The sequence below is a fragment of the Nocardia africana NBRC 100379 genome (assembly GCF_001612635.1).
Taxonomy (GTDB): domain Bacteria; phylum Actinomycetota; class Actinomycetes; order Mycobacteriales; family Mycobacteriaceae; genus Nocardia; species Nocardia africana.
In genome coordinates, this window is the sequence record NZ_BDAV01000005.1 from 154850 (window position 1) to 169360 (window position 14511).

At 68.9% G+C, this 14511-nt stretch carries 13 protein-coding genes and 1 riboswitch; of the genes, 4 read left to right on the plus strand and 9 right to left on the minus strand.

Annotation, left to right across the window (positions count from 1 at the left end; all coding sequences use genetic code 11):
* Positions 1 to 5: 5 nt before the first annotated feature.
* The 7 genes from NA3_RS05905 to NA3_RS05935 all read right to left on the minus strand — a co-directional run bounded on the left by NA3_RS05905 (position 6) and on the right by NA3_RS05935 (position 4999).
* Complete coding sequence (locus NA3_RS05905) at positions 6 to 1031, minus strand: PHP domain-containing protein (RefSeq protein WP_084491256.1); 1026 nt, start codon at positions 1029 to 1031, stop codon at positions 6 to 8.
* Complete coding sequence (locus NA3_RS05910) at positions 1031 to 1612, minus strand: dihydrofolate reductase family protein (RefSeq protein WP_062962900.1); 582 nt, start codon at positions 1610 to 1612, stop codon at positions 1031 to 1033. Before NA3_RS05910 ends, NA3_RS05905 begins: the two co-directional genes overlap by 1 nt.
* A 63-nt stretch (positions 1613 to 1675) precedes the next feature.
* Positions 1676 to 2533, minus strand: coding sequence for a bifunctional DNA-formamidopyrimidine glycosylase/DNA-(apurinic or apyrimidinic site) lyase (gene mutM / locus NA3_RS05915; protein ID WP_062962523.1), 858 nt, complete (start codon positions 2531 to 2533; stop codon positions 1676 to 1678).
* Positions 2533 to 3288 (minus strand): ribonuclease III, encoded by a 756-nt coding sequence (gene rnc, locus NA3_RS05920; RefSeq protein WP_062962524.1) that lies wholly within the window; start codon positions 3286 to 3288, stop codon positions 2533 to 2535. The genes mutM and rnc overlap by 1 nt, the downstream gene beginning before the upstream one ends.
* A gap of 23 nt (positions 3289 to 3311) precedes the next feature.
* Positions 3312 to 3494 (minus strand): 50S ribosomal protein L32, encoded by a 183-nt coding sequence (rpmF, locus tag NA3_RS05925; protein ID WP_030513024.1) that lies wholly within the window; start codon positions 3492 to 3494, stop codon positions 3312 to 3314.
* Positions 3495 to 3496: 2 nt separating this feature from the next.
* The gene (locus NA3_RS05930) at positions 3497 to 4156 is read right to left on the minus strand and encodes a YceD family protein (RefSeq protein ID WP_174561052.1); all 660 of its coding nucleotides are present in this window, start codon (positions 4154 to 4156) and stop codon (positions 3497 to 3499) included.
* Between the two features lie 96 nt (positions 4157 to 4252).
* Positions 4253 to 4999, minus strand: a complete 747-nt coding sequence (locus NA3_RS05935) for a polarized growth protein Scy-related protein (protein ID WP_062962525.1) — start codon at positions 4997 to 4999, stop codon at positions 4253 to 4255.
* 249 nt (positions 5000 to 5248) lie between these two features.
* Here NA3_RS05935 and NA3_RS05940 point away from each other — a divergent pair, with 249 nt between their 5' ends.
* The 3 genes from NA3_RS05940 to coaD all read left to right on the plus strand — a co-directional run bounded on the left by NA3_RS05940 (position 5249) and on the right by coaD (position 7582).
* Positions 5249 to 5764, plus strand: a complete 516-nt coding sequence (locus NA3_RS05940) for a GtrA family protein (protein WP_084491258.1) — start codon at positions 5249 to 5251, stop codon at positions 5762 to 5764.
* 276 nt (positions 5765 to 6040) lie between these two features.
* A complete protein-coding gene (locus tag NA3_RS05945; RefSeq protein ID WP_062962526.1) occupies positions 6041 to 7051 on the plus strand; it encodes a hypothetical protein in 1011 nt (336 codons plus the stop codon).
* A 45-nt stretch (positions 7052 to 7096) separates the two neighbouring features.
* Complete coding sequence (gene coaD, locus NA3_RS05950) at positions 7097 to 7582, plus strand: pantetheine-phosphate adenylyltransferase (protein ID WP_062962527.1); 486 nt, start codon at positions 7097 to 7099, stop codon at positions 7580 to 7582.
* A 54-nt stretch (positions 7583 to 7636) separates the two neighbouring features.
* Here the strand turns inward: coaD and rsmD are convergent, their stop codons facing one another.
* A complete protein-coding gene (gene rsmD / locus NA3_RS05955) occupies positions 7637 to 8194 on the minus strand; it encodes a 16S rRNA (guanine(966)-N(2))-methyltransferase RsmD (RefSeq protein WP_062962528.1) in 558 nt (185 codons plus the stop codon).
* A gap of 40 nt (positions 8195 to 8234) precedes the next feature.
* Positions 8235 to 11639, minus strand: coding sequence for a pyruvate carboxylase (locus NA3_RS05960; RefSeq protein WP_062962529.1), 3405 nt, complete (start codon positions 11637 to 11639; stop codon positions 8235 to 8237).
* Between the two features lie 213 nt (positions 11640 to 11852).
* A riboswitch (cobalamin riboswitch) is annotated at positions 11853 to 12070 on the plus strand.
* A gap of 135 nt (positions 12071 to 12205) precedes the next feature.
* On the opposite strand from NA3_RS05960, the gene metE reads away from it, so the two are divergent.
* Entirely contained in the window at positions 12206 to 14476 is a 2271-nt protein-coding gene (metE, locus tag NA3_RS05965; RefSeq protein ID WP_062962530.1) for a 5-methyltetrahydropteroyltriglutamate--homocysteine S-methyltransferase, read from the plus strand.
* Positions 14477 to 14511: the final 35 nt, after the last annotated feature.

Genomic DNA, 14511 nt, shown 5'->3' on the forward strand with positions numbered 1-14511 from the left:
AGGTATCACCGCGCGGTGAACGCCAGGAGTTCACTCAGTGGCAGGCTGTTGATGATGCGATCGGCCGGGACCTCGTTCGCCGCGGCACGTTCGCAGCCGTAGCCCTGCCAATCCAGCTGCCCCGGGGCGTGCGCGTCGGTATCGATGCTGAAATAGCAGCCCATCTCCACGGCCAGGCGCAGCAGCCGGCTCGGCGGATCGAGACGTTCGGGACGGCTGTTGATTTCCACGGCCGTCCCGTAGCGGCGGCAGGCCTCGAAGACGAGTTCGGCGTCGAACGACGATTCCGGCCGGATGCCGCGATTCCCGGCGACCAATCGTCCGGTGCAGTGGCCGAGCACGTCGACGTTCGGATTCGCGACCGCGTACACCATGCGCTTGGTCATGGTCTCCGAGTCGGCACGCAGATTCGAATGCACGCTGGCCACAACGATATCCAGGCGGGCGAGCAGCTCCGCCTCCTGGTCGAGGGTGCCGTCGTCGAGGATGTCGACCTCGATGCCGGTGAGGATGCGAAACGGCGCGAGCCGCTCGTTGAGTTCGGCGACCACGTCCAGCTGGCGGCGCAGCCGCTCCGCGGACAGGCCGTTGGCGACTGTCAACCGCGGGGAATGGTCGGTCAGCGCGCAGTAGTCGTGGCCCAGCGCCTGCGCGGTGCGCATCATCTCCTCGATCGGACTGCCGCCGTCGGACCAGTCCGAGTGGGTGTGCAGATCCCCCCGCAGCAGCGCGCGGACCGCACCGCCGGCGGGCGCGATCGGCTTTGCGGCGGAACGCAATTCGGCCAGCCGCTGCGGCACGGCGCCGGCACAGGCCTGTTGGATCACCGCCGCGGTCTTCGGCCCGATACCCGAAAGTTCCTGCCAGGCACCGGATTCGCGATAACGCTCGAAATCGGCATCCGGCAGCTCGGCCACCACATCGGCCGCCCGCCGGTAGGCCTTGACCCGATGGGTTTGCGCGCGATCGCGTTCCATCCAGAACGCGATCTCGCGCAGCGCGGCCACCGGATCCGGAACCTGCCCGCCCACTAGGGCATCCGGTTGTATTTGATGAACGCCACCCCGTCCTCGAACACCCGGCTCGTGAGTACCCGGAACAGCGCCGGCTCCGGCAGCCTCGGTCCCGCGCCGAACAGCGGCCGCCCGTGCCCGAGCACGATCGGATACAACTTCAGGAAGATCTGGTCGATCTCCGGCAGCAGCGCCTGCGCCAGCTCGCCGCCGCCGCACAACCAGATACCCGCTCCCTTCTCCTGCTTGAGTCCGCGCACGCGCCCGAGCGGGTCGGAGGAGATCAGCTCGACGTCCGCATCCGGATCGGCAGGCAGGGTGGTCGACACGACGAACTGCCGCAGATGTGAATACGGGCTCGACGTGCCGGTCCGTACACCGAAATCGTGGGTTTTCCGGCCCATGAGCACGGTGTCGAAAGTTTCGCCGGGGCTGTCGATCCCGAGCGATTCGCGGATCTTGGTCGGTAACGTCTCCGGATACTGCGCGGTGATGGCGGGGCCGTGGTCACCGCCGACCGGGAAGAAGTCGACCGATCCGTCCGAGGTGGCGATGTAGCCGTCGATGGTCGAGGCCACGAAGTAGGTGAGCTTGCGCATCCGTTCTCCCTTCATGCGAAGTGGCGTCATCGGACACACCGCAAATTTAGCGCGTACTCGCCACTATCGCCGGGGCTTCGGCTGGCAGCGCGGACAGGAGTAGGAAGAGCGGTTCATGAACTTCTCGCGGCGGATCGGCGCGCCGCAGCGACGGCACGGTTCGTCCTCGCGGCCGTAGGCGGCCAGCGACCGCTCGAAGTATCCGGAATTGCCGTTGACGTTGACATACAGCGCGTCGAACGAGGTACCACCGGCGTCGAGGGCCGCCCCCATCACCGCCTGCACCTCGCTCAGCAGCCGCCGCAGCGCGGGCCGGGTGAGCGCCGCGGCGGGGCGTTCACCGTGGATGCGAGCTCGCCACAACGCCTCGTCGGCGTAGATGTTGCCGATACCCGAGACCACCGTCTGATCCAGCAGCACCCGCTTGATCTCGGAGGATTTGGTCCGCATCCGCGCGACCACGGCCTCGGTGTCGAAACGGGGATCGAGCGGATCGCGCGCGATGTGGACGACCGATTCCGGCAGTTCCTCACCGTCGGCAGTGACCAGCCGGTTCAACGCCCAGCCACCGAAGGTGCGCTGATCGATGAAACGCAGCTGCGTGCCGTTGTCGAGACCGGCGACGATATGCGCGTGCTTCTCCAGCGGCGCCTGCGCGGACTGCACCAGCATCTGCCCGCTCATCCCGAGATGAACGACGAGCGCGGCATCGGGATCGTCGAAGGTCAGCCAGAGGAATTTGCCGCGGCGGCGGGCGGATTCGATCCGCAGGCCCGCCATCCGTGCGGCGAGATCGTCACCACCGAGTTCGTGCCGGCGCACCGACCGCGGATGTTTGACCAGGACCGATTCCACGACGTGGCCGACGACGTGCTCATCGAGTCCGCGCCGGACCACCTCGACCTCGGGCAGCTCGGGCATCAGTCACCGGCTTCGGCGGAACCGTCCGCGGTGAGGGCCTGCCAGGCGGCGCCTGCGGCCTTCTGCTCGGCTTCCTTCTTCGACCGGCCGATACCCTGCCCGTAGGCCTTGCCGCCGATCACCGCGGTAGCGGTGAATTCCTTGTCGTGATCGGGACCCGTCGAGGTGATCTCGTAGCTGGGCACACCGATGCCGCGTTCCGCGGTGAGCTCCTGCAGGCTGGTCTTCCAGTCCAGGCCGGCGCCCATCCGGGGACCGCGTTCGAGCAGTTCGGCGAACAGCCGCAGCACTACTCCGCGCGCGACCTCGATGCCGTGTTGCAGATGGACCGCGCCCAGCAGCGATTCCATCCCGTCGGCGAGGATGCTCGCCTTGTCCCGGCCGCCGGTGAGCTCCTCACCCTTACCGAGCAGCAGGTGACGGCCGAGCCCGCCCTCGCCCAGGCCGCGCGCGACCTCGGCCAGGGCATGCATGTTCACCACACTGGCGCGCAATTTGGCGAGCTCGCCCTCGGATTTCTCCGGATGCTCGAGATACAGGCGCTCGGTGATGCTCAGACCGAGAACCGAATCACCCAGGAACTCCAGGCGTTCGTTGGTCGGCAGACCACCGTTCTCGTAGGCGTAGGAACGGTGGGTGAGCGCCAGACGGAGCAGATCCGGACGCACCTCCACGCCGAGCGCCTCGAGGAGGCTGGCGTGGTCAGCGGAATCGCCCGCTGCGGGTGCGTCCGCTTCGTCCTTACCGGCGGTCACTTCGCGGCTACCCGATCAGCAGATCAGATGGCCGAGGTGACCTGACGGCCCTTGTAGGTGCCGCAGTTCGGGCACGCGATGTGCGGGAGGGTCTTCTGACCGCACGCCCGGTTCGGGCAGGTGATCAGGGTCGGCGCGGTGGCCTTCCACTGGCTGCGCCGCGAGTGGGTGTTGGCACGAGACATCCGGCGCTTCGGAACGGCCACGACTACTTCTCCTCTGTCTTCGAACTTGCCGAACCATTGCGGTCGGCAAGAGATCGGTCTACGTCTGATGGGGCGTCGGAGACGCCGGTGCCGGGGGTTTCGCTCGCGAATTTCGCAAGCCCCGCCCAGCGAGGGTCCAGTATCTCATGCGTGTGATCCGGACCCGCAATCGCCATCCGGACACCGCATTCCGGGCACAGCCCGGCGCAATCGGGTTCACACAGCGGTTGCAGCGGCAATTCCAGGCCGACGGCGTCGGTGATCACCGGCTCGATGTCGATCATGTCGTCGACGAGCCGGTAGATCTCGTCTTCCTCGGTGGTCTGCTCGGTCGCGCTGTCCGGATAGGCGAACAGTTCGGTGATCTCGAGTTCCAGATCGTCGGTGAACGACTCCAGGCAGCGCGAGCACTCCCCCTCGATCGGCGCCGACACCGAACCGGTGACCAGCACGCCCTCCGAGACCGCCTGCAGGGTCAGATCGAGGTCGATCTCGGCACCGGCCGGGATCGCGATCAGGTCCAAGCCGATCTTCTCGGGGGCGGTGACGACCCGATGCACCTGCCGGATCGAGCCCGGGGCACGCCCCAGACTGCGAGTGTCCAGCACGAAATCCGCGTCGGTCTGACGACGACGCGAACCGGGACCGGACTGGGCGGACATCGGACACTCACTCACGTTTCGAGGGGGTTTGGGCAACCACTCCACAGTACGCGAACTGCGCCGATCCCCCCAAATCCCGGAACGAGCGCGGACGGATCAGCGCCGGAAGTCGGCGGCGTAGTCCGGAATGCCGGTCCCCGAACGCAATTGCTGGCGACCGCGGCCGACCGTGCGCAGCGTCGAGTGCAGAGTTTCCTCGAAATCGGCGAGCTGGGAATCGACGTAGTGGTCGCATTCCTCGCGCAGCCGGTCCGCCTCGGTCTGCGCGGCGTCGATCAACCGCGCGGATTCGGCGTGCGCGGCCCGTACCACCTCGGTCTGCGAGACCAGGCGCTCCTGTTCGGCCTGCCCCTCGGCCACCGATCGGTCGTAGGACGCCTGACCGGCCGCGATCATCCGCTCCGATTCGGTGCGGGCGCGGCCGGTGAGCGCCTCGTATTCGGCCTTACCGTCGGTCACGATGCGGTCGGCCTCGGCCTGCGCCGTCGCGACCAGGTGATCGGCGTGCGCACGAGCCTCGGCGACCATCCGGTCGGCATGGGCCTTGGCGTCGGCCAGCAGCCGGTCGGCCTCCTCGCGGGCGTCGGCGACGGTCTGTTCGGCCTGGTCGTTGGCGCCGGTCACCGTCGCCTCGGCGGAATTGCGGGCATCGGAGACGATCTTGTCGCGGTGATCGAGCACGTCCTGGGCGTCGTCGAGTTCGCCCGGCAGCGCCTCCCGCACGTCGTCCAGCAGTTCCAGCACATCACCGCGAGGCACGATGCAATTGCGGGTCGGCGGGATACCCCGCGCCTCTTCGACGATCGCGACCAGTTCGTCGAGCGCTTCGAATACGCGATACATCCTGCTGACCCCACTCTCGTGCCGAACTACAGCTCTCGGCCCAGTGTGCCCGCATCCCGCGTGTCTGCCCAGATCACCTTCGGTGTGTCGGGCGGTGTTTCCTATCCCACACAAATCAAGTGGAGGCAATCTCTCCGCTTGGTGCTATCTTTTCTACCGAGCGGTAGACCAGCCGGAACCGATCCCCTCGGCGCCCGGCACTGTGCGATCGGAACGACAATGGTTGTCCTTTATCCGGCACCTCCGGGTATGTGGGTGAACCCACAGCCCGATCCGGGCGTATCCCTCGTGCACACCGAACCGCCGGTCGAGACGCCCGAGACGCAGCAGTCCCCGCCTGTCATCGGTCGCCTCGCTTCCCGCTTCGCCGACTACCTGCGTGGAGACCACTGGTTGTCGCAGCTGGTCCGGTTCGCACTGGTCGGCGGTTTCAGCAATATCGGCTACTTCCTGCTCTTCCTGGCCTGCTACGGCGGTGGACCGCAGCTCGCCAACCTGACCGGATCCATCGTCAGCACCGCACTCGCCAACGAACTGCACCGGCGGCTCACCTTCCACGCCGCCGACCGGGTCGGCTGGCTCGCCGCCCAACTCGAGGGCGGCGGACTGGCGCTGGCCGGCCTCGCCATCACCTCGGGGGCGCTGGCGGTGCTCGATATCGCGGCGCCCGGACTCGACGACGTCGCCGAGGCGATCGCCGTCATCGCCATCACCGCCGGAGTCGGTGCGTTGCGCTTCCTCACGCTGCGGCTCTGGGTGTTCTGACCGCCCGGCGCGCTCCTGCACGGGGTGCGGCTGCAACCTGGTCATGTGAGCAAGGAACCGAGCCTTCTTACCCCACGTCCTAACTCAGCAAACATCGTTGCGAGTTCTCATCGTGGGAGGTTCGGCAATGCATCACCATTCGGGGAACCACTGCCCGGGAAGTCCCACCCTCTGGCGCGCGGGTCTGCGCTCGGCCGCGTCCCCGCGCCCGCGGATACCGGTTCCGTGCCCGCTCCTTCCCCACCCGCGCCGCACCCGGCCGCAGCAGGATCCGCAATGACACACCGCGCCCCGGGTGCCGAGACCCGGTGCGGCGCAGCGCGACCGGCCGGAATCGCGGGTTTGCATCGGCGTCGCGACGCGGTGTCGGCAGGGGTCGGTGACGACGAGATCCGCCGGCGCTGTGCGATCGGAAGCTGGCGGCGGGTGCGGCGCGGCGCCTATGCGGAGACCTCGGTGCTCGCCGACCTGGACGGCGTGGCGCGGCATCGGCTGACTGTCGCCGCGCTGCTCCCGGAGATGGCGGCCGACGCCGTGGTCAGCCACCAGTCGGCCGCGGTGCTGCTCGGTGCGCCGATGTCACCGGCACTGCTCGACCGCGTGCACGTGACGCGCGATCGACGCTACGGCGGGCGCATCAAGCCGAATCTGGCGGTGCATTGCGCACCGGTCGGCGTCGTGGCCGAACGCCACGGGCTGCTCGTCACCACCCCCGCGCGCACCGTCGTCGATCTGGCGCGCACACTGCCGTTCGAATCCGCGGTCGTCGTCGGCGATGCCCTCGCCCGCGAATTCGGTCTCACCGCACCGGCATTGGCGCGCGAACTGGCCTGGGCTCGAGGCCGGCGCGGCGTCGACGGCGCCCGGCACGTGATCGGTTTCCTCGATCCGCGCAGCGCCGGAGTCGACCACTCCCGGATCCGGGTGCTGCTGCGACTGCTCGGTTTCCCGCCGGCGGATGCCGGTGGGGTGATCCATGCCGACGACGGGCAAGTGCTGGGTACGGCCGATCTGTATCTCGGCCGGACCGGAGTGGTGCTCGAGGTCGACGGGCACCCGCCGGGCAGAGCACGAGCCCACGGGTGCCCGTCGCGGCGCCCGCAGGATGCGGTATTGCGCCGCTACGGATTTCAGTCGATCCGCACCACCTGGCGCGGGTTGAGTACCGGAAGCACCGCGGAACGCGTGCACGCCGCGCTGAGCCGGGCCCGCGAGCAGCGGCCCCGCGGTTATATCCGCCCCGCTGCCCTCCCGGCGCCGGCGCCACTGCGGCTGCGTGCGCTGTGACGACCACGATCGGCTCGGCCCGCCCCGACCTGTTAGCGTCGCTACATGGCTGGAGCACTGTGCCCCGGGTCCTTCGATCCGGTGACCAACGGGCATATCGACGTCATCTCGCGCGCGGCCGCGCAGTTCGACGAGATCGTCGTGACCGTGATGATCAACAAGAGCAAACAGGGCATGTTCAGCGTCGACGAGCGGATCGAGATGCTGCGCGAGGCGACCGCCGATCTGCCCAACGTGCGGATCGAATCCTGGTACGGCCTGCTGGTCGATTTCGCTCGCGAACAGGGCATCACCGCCATGGTCAAGGGACTGCGCGATGCCACCGATCTCGGATACGAGATGCAGATGGCCCAGATGAACAAGCACCTCTCCGGCGTCGACACCTACTTCCTGGCCACCAACCCGGCGCTGAGCTTCCTGTCCAGCTCCCTGGTCAAGGAGGTGGCGACCTTCGGCGGCGATGTCACCGGCATGTTGCCCCCGGCCGTGCACAAGCGCCTGCTCGCCCGCATCGCCGAACGCCGCGGCTGAGGTGGTCGCCGCCGCAGCGGGATCGACCGCCGCGGCCGCGCGCCGGGCCGGGCGTCACCCGCGGTGTTCCGCAAGGTCGACGCGGGTTTCGCCGTATCGGCGCGACTTCAGCGCCGAATAACCTGCGGGCCATACCGTTTCCGGTGATCGCGCCGACCGCTCGACGACGATCAGCGCGTCCTCGTACAGCCAGCCGTTGACCGATAACGCCCGCAGATCGGCCTCGACAGCGGCGTCGGCGACCGCGTAGGGCGGGTCGGACAGCACCAGGTCGTAGGGCTCGGCCGGTGCGGTCGCGAGCACGGAAGCGACTGCACCCAGGCGCAATTCGGCGCCCGGCACATCCAGATCCGCGATATTTCCGCGAATCACCGCGGCCGCCTTGCGATCCGATTCGACCAGCAGCGCATGGGACGCACCGCGCGACAGTGCCTCCAGACCGAGGGCCCCGGAACCGGCATAGAGGTCCAGCACCCGGATGCCGTCGAAGTCCATGCGCGCGGCGAGCGCGTTGAACAACGCCTCCCGCACTCGGTCGGAGGTGGGCCTGGTCCCCGCGGGCGGAACCCGCAGCCGTCGGCCACCGGCCACGCCCGCGACGATCCGGGTCACCGCGAGTCCTCCGCCACGGCACGCCGAGGGCGCGAGGCCGTCATTCGGCCGCGGTCTCGTTCGTGCGCAGTTCCACCAGCAGATCGCCACCTTCCACCTGCTGCACCGCACCGATCGCGACGCGGGCGACGGTACCGGCGCGGGGTGCGGTGATGGCGGCTTCCATCTTCATGGCCTCGATCGTGCCGACCGTGTCACCGGCGGCGACGGTGTCCCCTTCGCCGACGGTGAGCGTCACGACACCGGCGAACGGGGCGGCGATGTGGCCGGCGTTGTTCTTGTCGGCCTTCTCGGCCACCGGCACCTCGCTGGCGATCGAGCGGTCGCGCACCAGCACCGGACGCAGCTGCCCGTTCAGAATGCACATCACCGTGCGCATACCGCGCTCGTCCGGCTCGGAGATCGCCTCCAGGCCGATGAGCAGGGTGACGCCCTTCTCCAGTTCCACGCGGTGTTCCTCGCCGTGGCGCAGACCGTAGAAGAACTGATTCGCCGACAAGCCGGTGGTGTCGCCGTACTTCTCCCGGTGTGCCAGGAATTCCGCGGTCGGACCGGGAAACAGCAACCGGTTCAAGGTCTCTCGGCGCTGCTGCGACGTTCCGTCCAGCGCCGCGGCGTCTTCCGCGGTCAACGGCACTTCCGGCTTCGCGGGTCCGCGGCCTTCGAGAGCGCGGCTGCGGAAGGGTTCGGGCCAGCCCCCCGCCGGGGTGCCGAGTTCGCCACGCAGGAAACCGATCACCGAATCCGGGATGTCGTAGCGCGCGGGGTCGGCGGCGAAATCCTCCACGTCCACACCGGATCCGACCAGCGACAAGGCCAGGTCACCGACCACCTTGGAGGACGGGGTGACCTTCACCAGCCGGCCCAGCAGCCGGTCGGCGGCCGCGTATTTCGCCTCGACCTCCTCGAACCGGTCGCCCAGCCCGAGGGCGATGGCCTGCTGCCGCAGATTCGACAGCTGCCCGCCCGGAATTTCGTGGTGGTACACCCGGCCCGTCGGCCCCGGCAACCCGGACTCGAAGGGCGCGTACACCTTGCGCAACGCCTCCCAGTACGGCTCGAGGTCGCACACGGCGTCGAGGTTCAGACCGGTGTCGTAGGGCGAATGCGCGGCCGCGGCGACGATCGCCGAGAGCGCGGGCTGGCTCGTGGTGCCGGCCATCGGCGCGCTCGCGCCGTCCACGGCGTCGGCGCCGGCCTGCCAGGCCGCCAGGTAGGTGGCGAGCTGGCCGCCCGGGGTGTCGTGAGTGTGCACGTGCACCGGCAGATCGAAATTGCTGCGCAACGCCGTCACCAGCGTGTGCGCGGCCGGCGCCCGCAGCAGCCCGGCCATGTCCTTGATGCCGATCACGTGCGCGCCGGCCTCGACGATCTGCTCGGCGAGCTTGAGGTAGTAGTCGAGGGTGTAGAGGTTCTCGTTCGGATTCGACAGATCACCGGTGTAGCTCATCGCGACCTCGGCCAGCGCGGTGCCGGTCTCGCGGACCGCGTCGATCGCCGGCCGCATCTGATCCACGTTGTTGAGTGCGTCGAAGATCCGGAAGATGTCGATGCCGGTCTCGGTGGCCTCGCGCACGAACGCGCGCGTCACCTGCTCCGGATACGGCGTGTACCCGACGGTGTTGCGTCCGCGCAGCAGCATCTGCAAGCAGATGTTCGGAATAGCCTCCCGCAACGCGGCCAGCCGCTCCCACGGATCCTCGTACAGGAACCGCAGCGCCACATCGTAGGTCGCGCCACCCCAGCATTCGACCGACAGCAGCTCCGGCGTCATCCGCGCCACGTGCCCGGCCACCGTCAGCAGTCCGCGCGTGCGCACCCGGGTCGCGAGCAGCGACTGATGGGCGTCGCGGAACGTGGTGTCGGTGACGCCGACCGCGTCGCGCTCGCGCAGCCACCGCGCGAACCCCTCGGGCCCCAGCTCGAGCAGACGCTGACGGGTGCCGTCCGGCGGCGGCGCACTCAGATCGATCGCGGGAAGCTTGTCGTGCGGGTACACCGCCGTCGGCCGCTCACCGTGCGGCTTGTTCACCGTCACGTCGGCCAGATAGCGCAGGATGCGGGTGCCGCGGTCGGCGGAACCGCGCTGGGTCAGCAGTTCCGGGCGCTCGTCGATGAACGAGGTGGTGATCCGTCCGGCCCGGAAATCCGGGTCGTCGAGCACGGCCTGCAGGAACGGGATGTTCGTGGCCACGCCGCGGATGCGGAATTCCGCGACCGCGCGCCGGGCCCGCGCCACCGCCTGCGAGAAGTCGCGGCCGCGGCAGGTCAGCTTCACCAGCATCGAGTCGAAGTGCGCGCCGACCTCGGCGCCCAGGTTCGCACCGCCGTCGAGGCGGATGCCACCGCCGCCCGGCGAGCGGTAGGCGGTGATGCGGCCGGTGTCGGGACGGAATCCGTTGGCCGGATCCTCGGTCGTGATCCGGCACTGCAACGCCGCACCGTGAATCGACACACTGTCCTGGCTCAGCCCGAGATCCGCCAGCGACTCCCCGGACGCGATGCGCAGCTGCGACTGCACCAGATCCACATCGGTGATCTCCTCGGTCACCGTGTGCTCGACCTGGATCCGCGGGTTCATCTCGATGAACACGTGACGGCCGCGCTCGTCGAGCAGGAACTCCACGGTGCCCGCGCACGAGTACCCGATCTGCCGCGCGAAGGCCACCGCGTCGGAGCAAATACGTTCGCGCAGTGCGGGATCCAGATTCGGCGCGGGCGCCAGCTCGATCACCTTCTGATGCCGCCGCTGCAGCGAACAGTCGCGCTCGAACAGATGCATGACGTTGCCGTGCTGATCGGCCAGGATCTGCACCTCGATATGGCGAGGGTTGATCACCGCCTGCTCGAGGAACACCGTCGGGTCCCCGAACGCCGACTCGGCCTCGCGCATGGCGGCCTCGATCGCCTCGCGCAGCTGCACCCGGTCCGCCACCCGGCGCATACCCCGGCCGCCACCACCGGCGACCGCCTTCACGAACACCGGGAACTCCATCTCCTCCGATGCCCGCAGCAGTTCCTCGACATCGGCCGAGGGCGCGCTGGAGTTCAGCACCGGCAGCCCGGCCGCCTTCGCCGCCGCGATGGCCCGCGCCTTGTTACCGGTCAGTTCGAGCACCTCGGCCGAGGGGCCGATGAAGGTGATGCCCTCGGCCGCGCAGGCCGCGGCGAGGTCCGGATTCTCCGACAGGAAGCCGTAGCCGGGGTAGACCGCATCCGCGCCAGCGGACTTGGCGGCGCTGATGATCTCGGGAATCGAGAGGTAGGCGCGCACCGGATGTCCGGGGACACCGATCTGGTACGACTCGTCGGCCTTGAGGCGATGCACCGAGTTGCGATCTTCGTAGGGGAAAACCGCCACGGTGCCGATGCCGAGTTCGTACGCGGCGCGGAAGGCGCGGATAGCGATTTCCCCGCGGTTGGCGACCAGCACTTTGGAGAACATTCGATAAAGGTACCTGCCCGGCGAGCGGGGCCGGACAGTGAATACGGCTTCGCAGCCATCCTCACAAACCGGATCGGCGAGTCTGCGAAGTTGTGTTCTTCCAGCGGAAACATATCCGGCTGGGCGGTCGGCGTTTCGCATGCCGATCGCGGTGGATTACGCTCGGGAACGCAGCTGGTTCGCTGCCGTCGACGAGTTGGAGCCCCGAGCGTCGCGCGCAGCGTCGAAACCGGTCCTCGCGGGCCGGCGAGAGGGAACCCGGTGGGAATCCGGGACTGTCCCGCAGCGGTGAACAGGAACGACCGCCGTCATGAGCACTGGAGCCTCTCCGGGAAGCGACGGCCAGTAGGCGACATCCGGGGCCATCCCCGGACCGGTCCGCACGACCGATGCCTGTGAGTCCGAAGACCTGCCGGTTGTGCCGGATACGCCGTATCCGGCGGTCACCGCCTCGTGGATCGGGCGGGCGGACCCGCGGCACACCGGAAACCCCGGTGCGGCAGTGTTTTTCGGGGCTTCGTCCGTCGTGCGGCGGTGACCTGTGGCTTCCATTACTGGAGAACACCGTGACTGTCACAACGCATAATCGTTTCACCGCAACGGTTCTGGGCCTGCCGCGCATCGGGCCGCGGCGCGAACTCAAACGTGCCGTCGAAGGGTATTGGGCCGGCCGGATCGACGCCGCCGAACTCGAGCGCGTCGCCCGGCAGCTGCGCGCGCAGGGCTGGTCGGCAGCGCAGGACGCCGGACTCGACGCGGTACCGGTGGGCACCTTCTCGTTCTACGACCAGATGCTCGACACCGCGGTCATGCTGGGCGCGCTGCCCCCGCGGGTGGCCGGCATCGGCGATCCGCTCGACCGCTATTTCGCGGCCGCGCGCGGCGCCGAGGGCATCGAACCGCTGGAAATGACGAAATGGTTCGACACCAACTACCACTATCTGGTGCCGGAGATCGGCCCGGACACCCGGTTCGCCCTCGACCCGTCGGTCCCGCTCGGCGAGCTGCGTGAGGCGAGTGAACTGGGCATCGCCGCCCGTCCGGTGGTGATCGGCCCGATCACCTTCCTGGCCCTGTCCAAGGGTGTCGACGGCGTCGCGCCGATGGACCGGCTGGGCGAGCTGATCCCGCTCTACCGCGACCTGCTGGAACGGCTGGCCGACGCGGACGCCGCCTGGGTCCAGATCGACGAACCGGCCCTGGTGCGCGACCTCTCCGAGGCCGAACTCGACACCGTGCGCACCACCTACGACGCGGTGAGCGCCGGGGACCGGCGGCCGAACATCCTGGTGGCCACGTACTTCGGCTCCCCGGGCCCGGCACTGGGCGCGCTGGCCGCCACCCCGGTCGAGGGTGTCGCGCTGGACTTCCGGTCCGGCACCACCGTCGCCGAGGTCGCGGCGGTGCCCGCCCTGGCGGACAAGCTGGTGGTCGCCGGGGTGGTGGACGGCCGCAACATCTGGCGCACGGATCTGGAGGCGGCGCTGAGTGAGCTGGCGACCCTGCTGGGATCGGTCGGCGCCCTGGCGGTGTCGACCTCGAGTTCGCTGCTGCATGTGCCGTATTCGCTGGCCGCGGAGTCCGGCCTGGATCCGGTGCTGCGTTCGTGGCTGGCTTTCGGCGCCGAGAAGATGAACGAGGTGCGGGTGCTGGCACACGCGGTCGGTGCCGGCACCGACGCGGTCGCCGCGGAACTCGCCGCATCGCGCGCAGCGATCGAGAACCGCCGCCGCGATCCGCGCCTGCACAACGCGGCCGTGCGGGCCCGGCTCGCCGGCCTCGGCGAGGATCGAGCGCGGCGGGCACCGGCGCAGCGCCGCCGGGAGCTGCAGCGCGCGCAGCTGCGGCTGCCGCTGCTGCCGACGACCACGATCGGCTCCTATCCGCAGACCACCGCGATCCGCACCGCCCGCGCCGATCTGCGCGCCGGCCGGATCGACGATGCGCAGTATCGCGAGCGGATGCGCGCCGAGATCGCGGATGTGATTGCGCTACAGGAGAATCTGGGGCTCGACGTCCTCGTGCACGGCGAACCCGAGCGTAACGACATGGTCCAGTACTTCGCCGAACAACTCGACGGATTCGCCGCCACCGACAACGGCTGGGTGCAGTCCTACGGCACCCGCTGCGTGCGCCCGCCCATTCTCTACGGCGACGTGGTTCGCACCGCGCCGATGACGGTCGAGTGGATCACCTACGCCCAATCGCTGACCGGTAAGCCGGTCAAGGGCATGCTGACCGGCCCGGTCACGATTCTGGCGTGGTCGTTCGTGCGCGACGATCAGCCGCTCGCCGAGACCGCGCGGCAGGTGGCGCTGGCCATTCGTGACGAGACGGTGGATCTCGAGGCCGCCGGAATCCGGATCGTGCAGGTCGACGAGCCCGCGCTGCGCGAGCTGCTGCCGCTGCGCCGCGGTGATCAGCGGCCGTACCTGGACTGGGCGGTGGGCGCGTTCCGCCTGGCCACCGCCGGGGTTCGCGACGACACCCAGATCCACACTCATCTGTGCTACTCCGAATTCGGCGAGATCATCGGCGCCATCGCGGCATTGGACGCCGATGTCACGTCGGTGGAGGCGGCGCGCTCACATATGGAGATCCTCGACGATCTGACCGCCGCCGGGTACGCGCTCGGTATCGGGCCCGGTGTCTACGACATCCATTCGCCGCGAATCCCGAGTGTGGCCGAGATCGAGAACTCACTACGCGAAGCGATGAAAGCCGTGCCGGCGGAGCGGTTGTGGGTGAATCCGGACTGCGGCCTCAAGACCCGCGGCCGCGCCGAGGTGGAGGCGTCGCTGCGCAACATGGTCGAGGCGGCCGCGCTGGTGCGCTGATGCGTTGACGCGCTGCTGTCGCACGGTCGGCGACT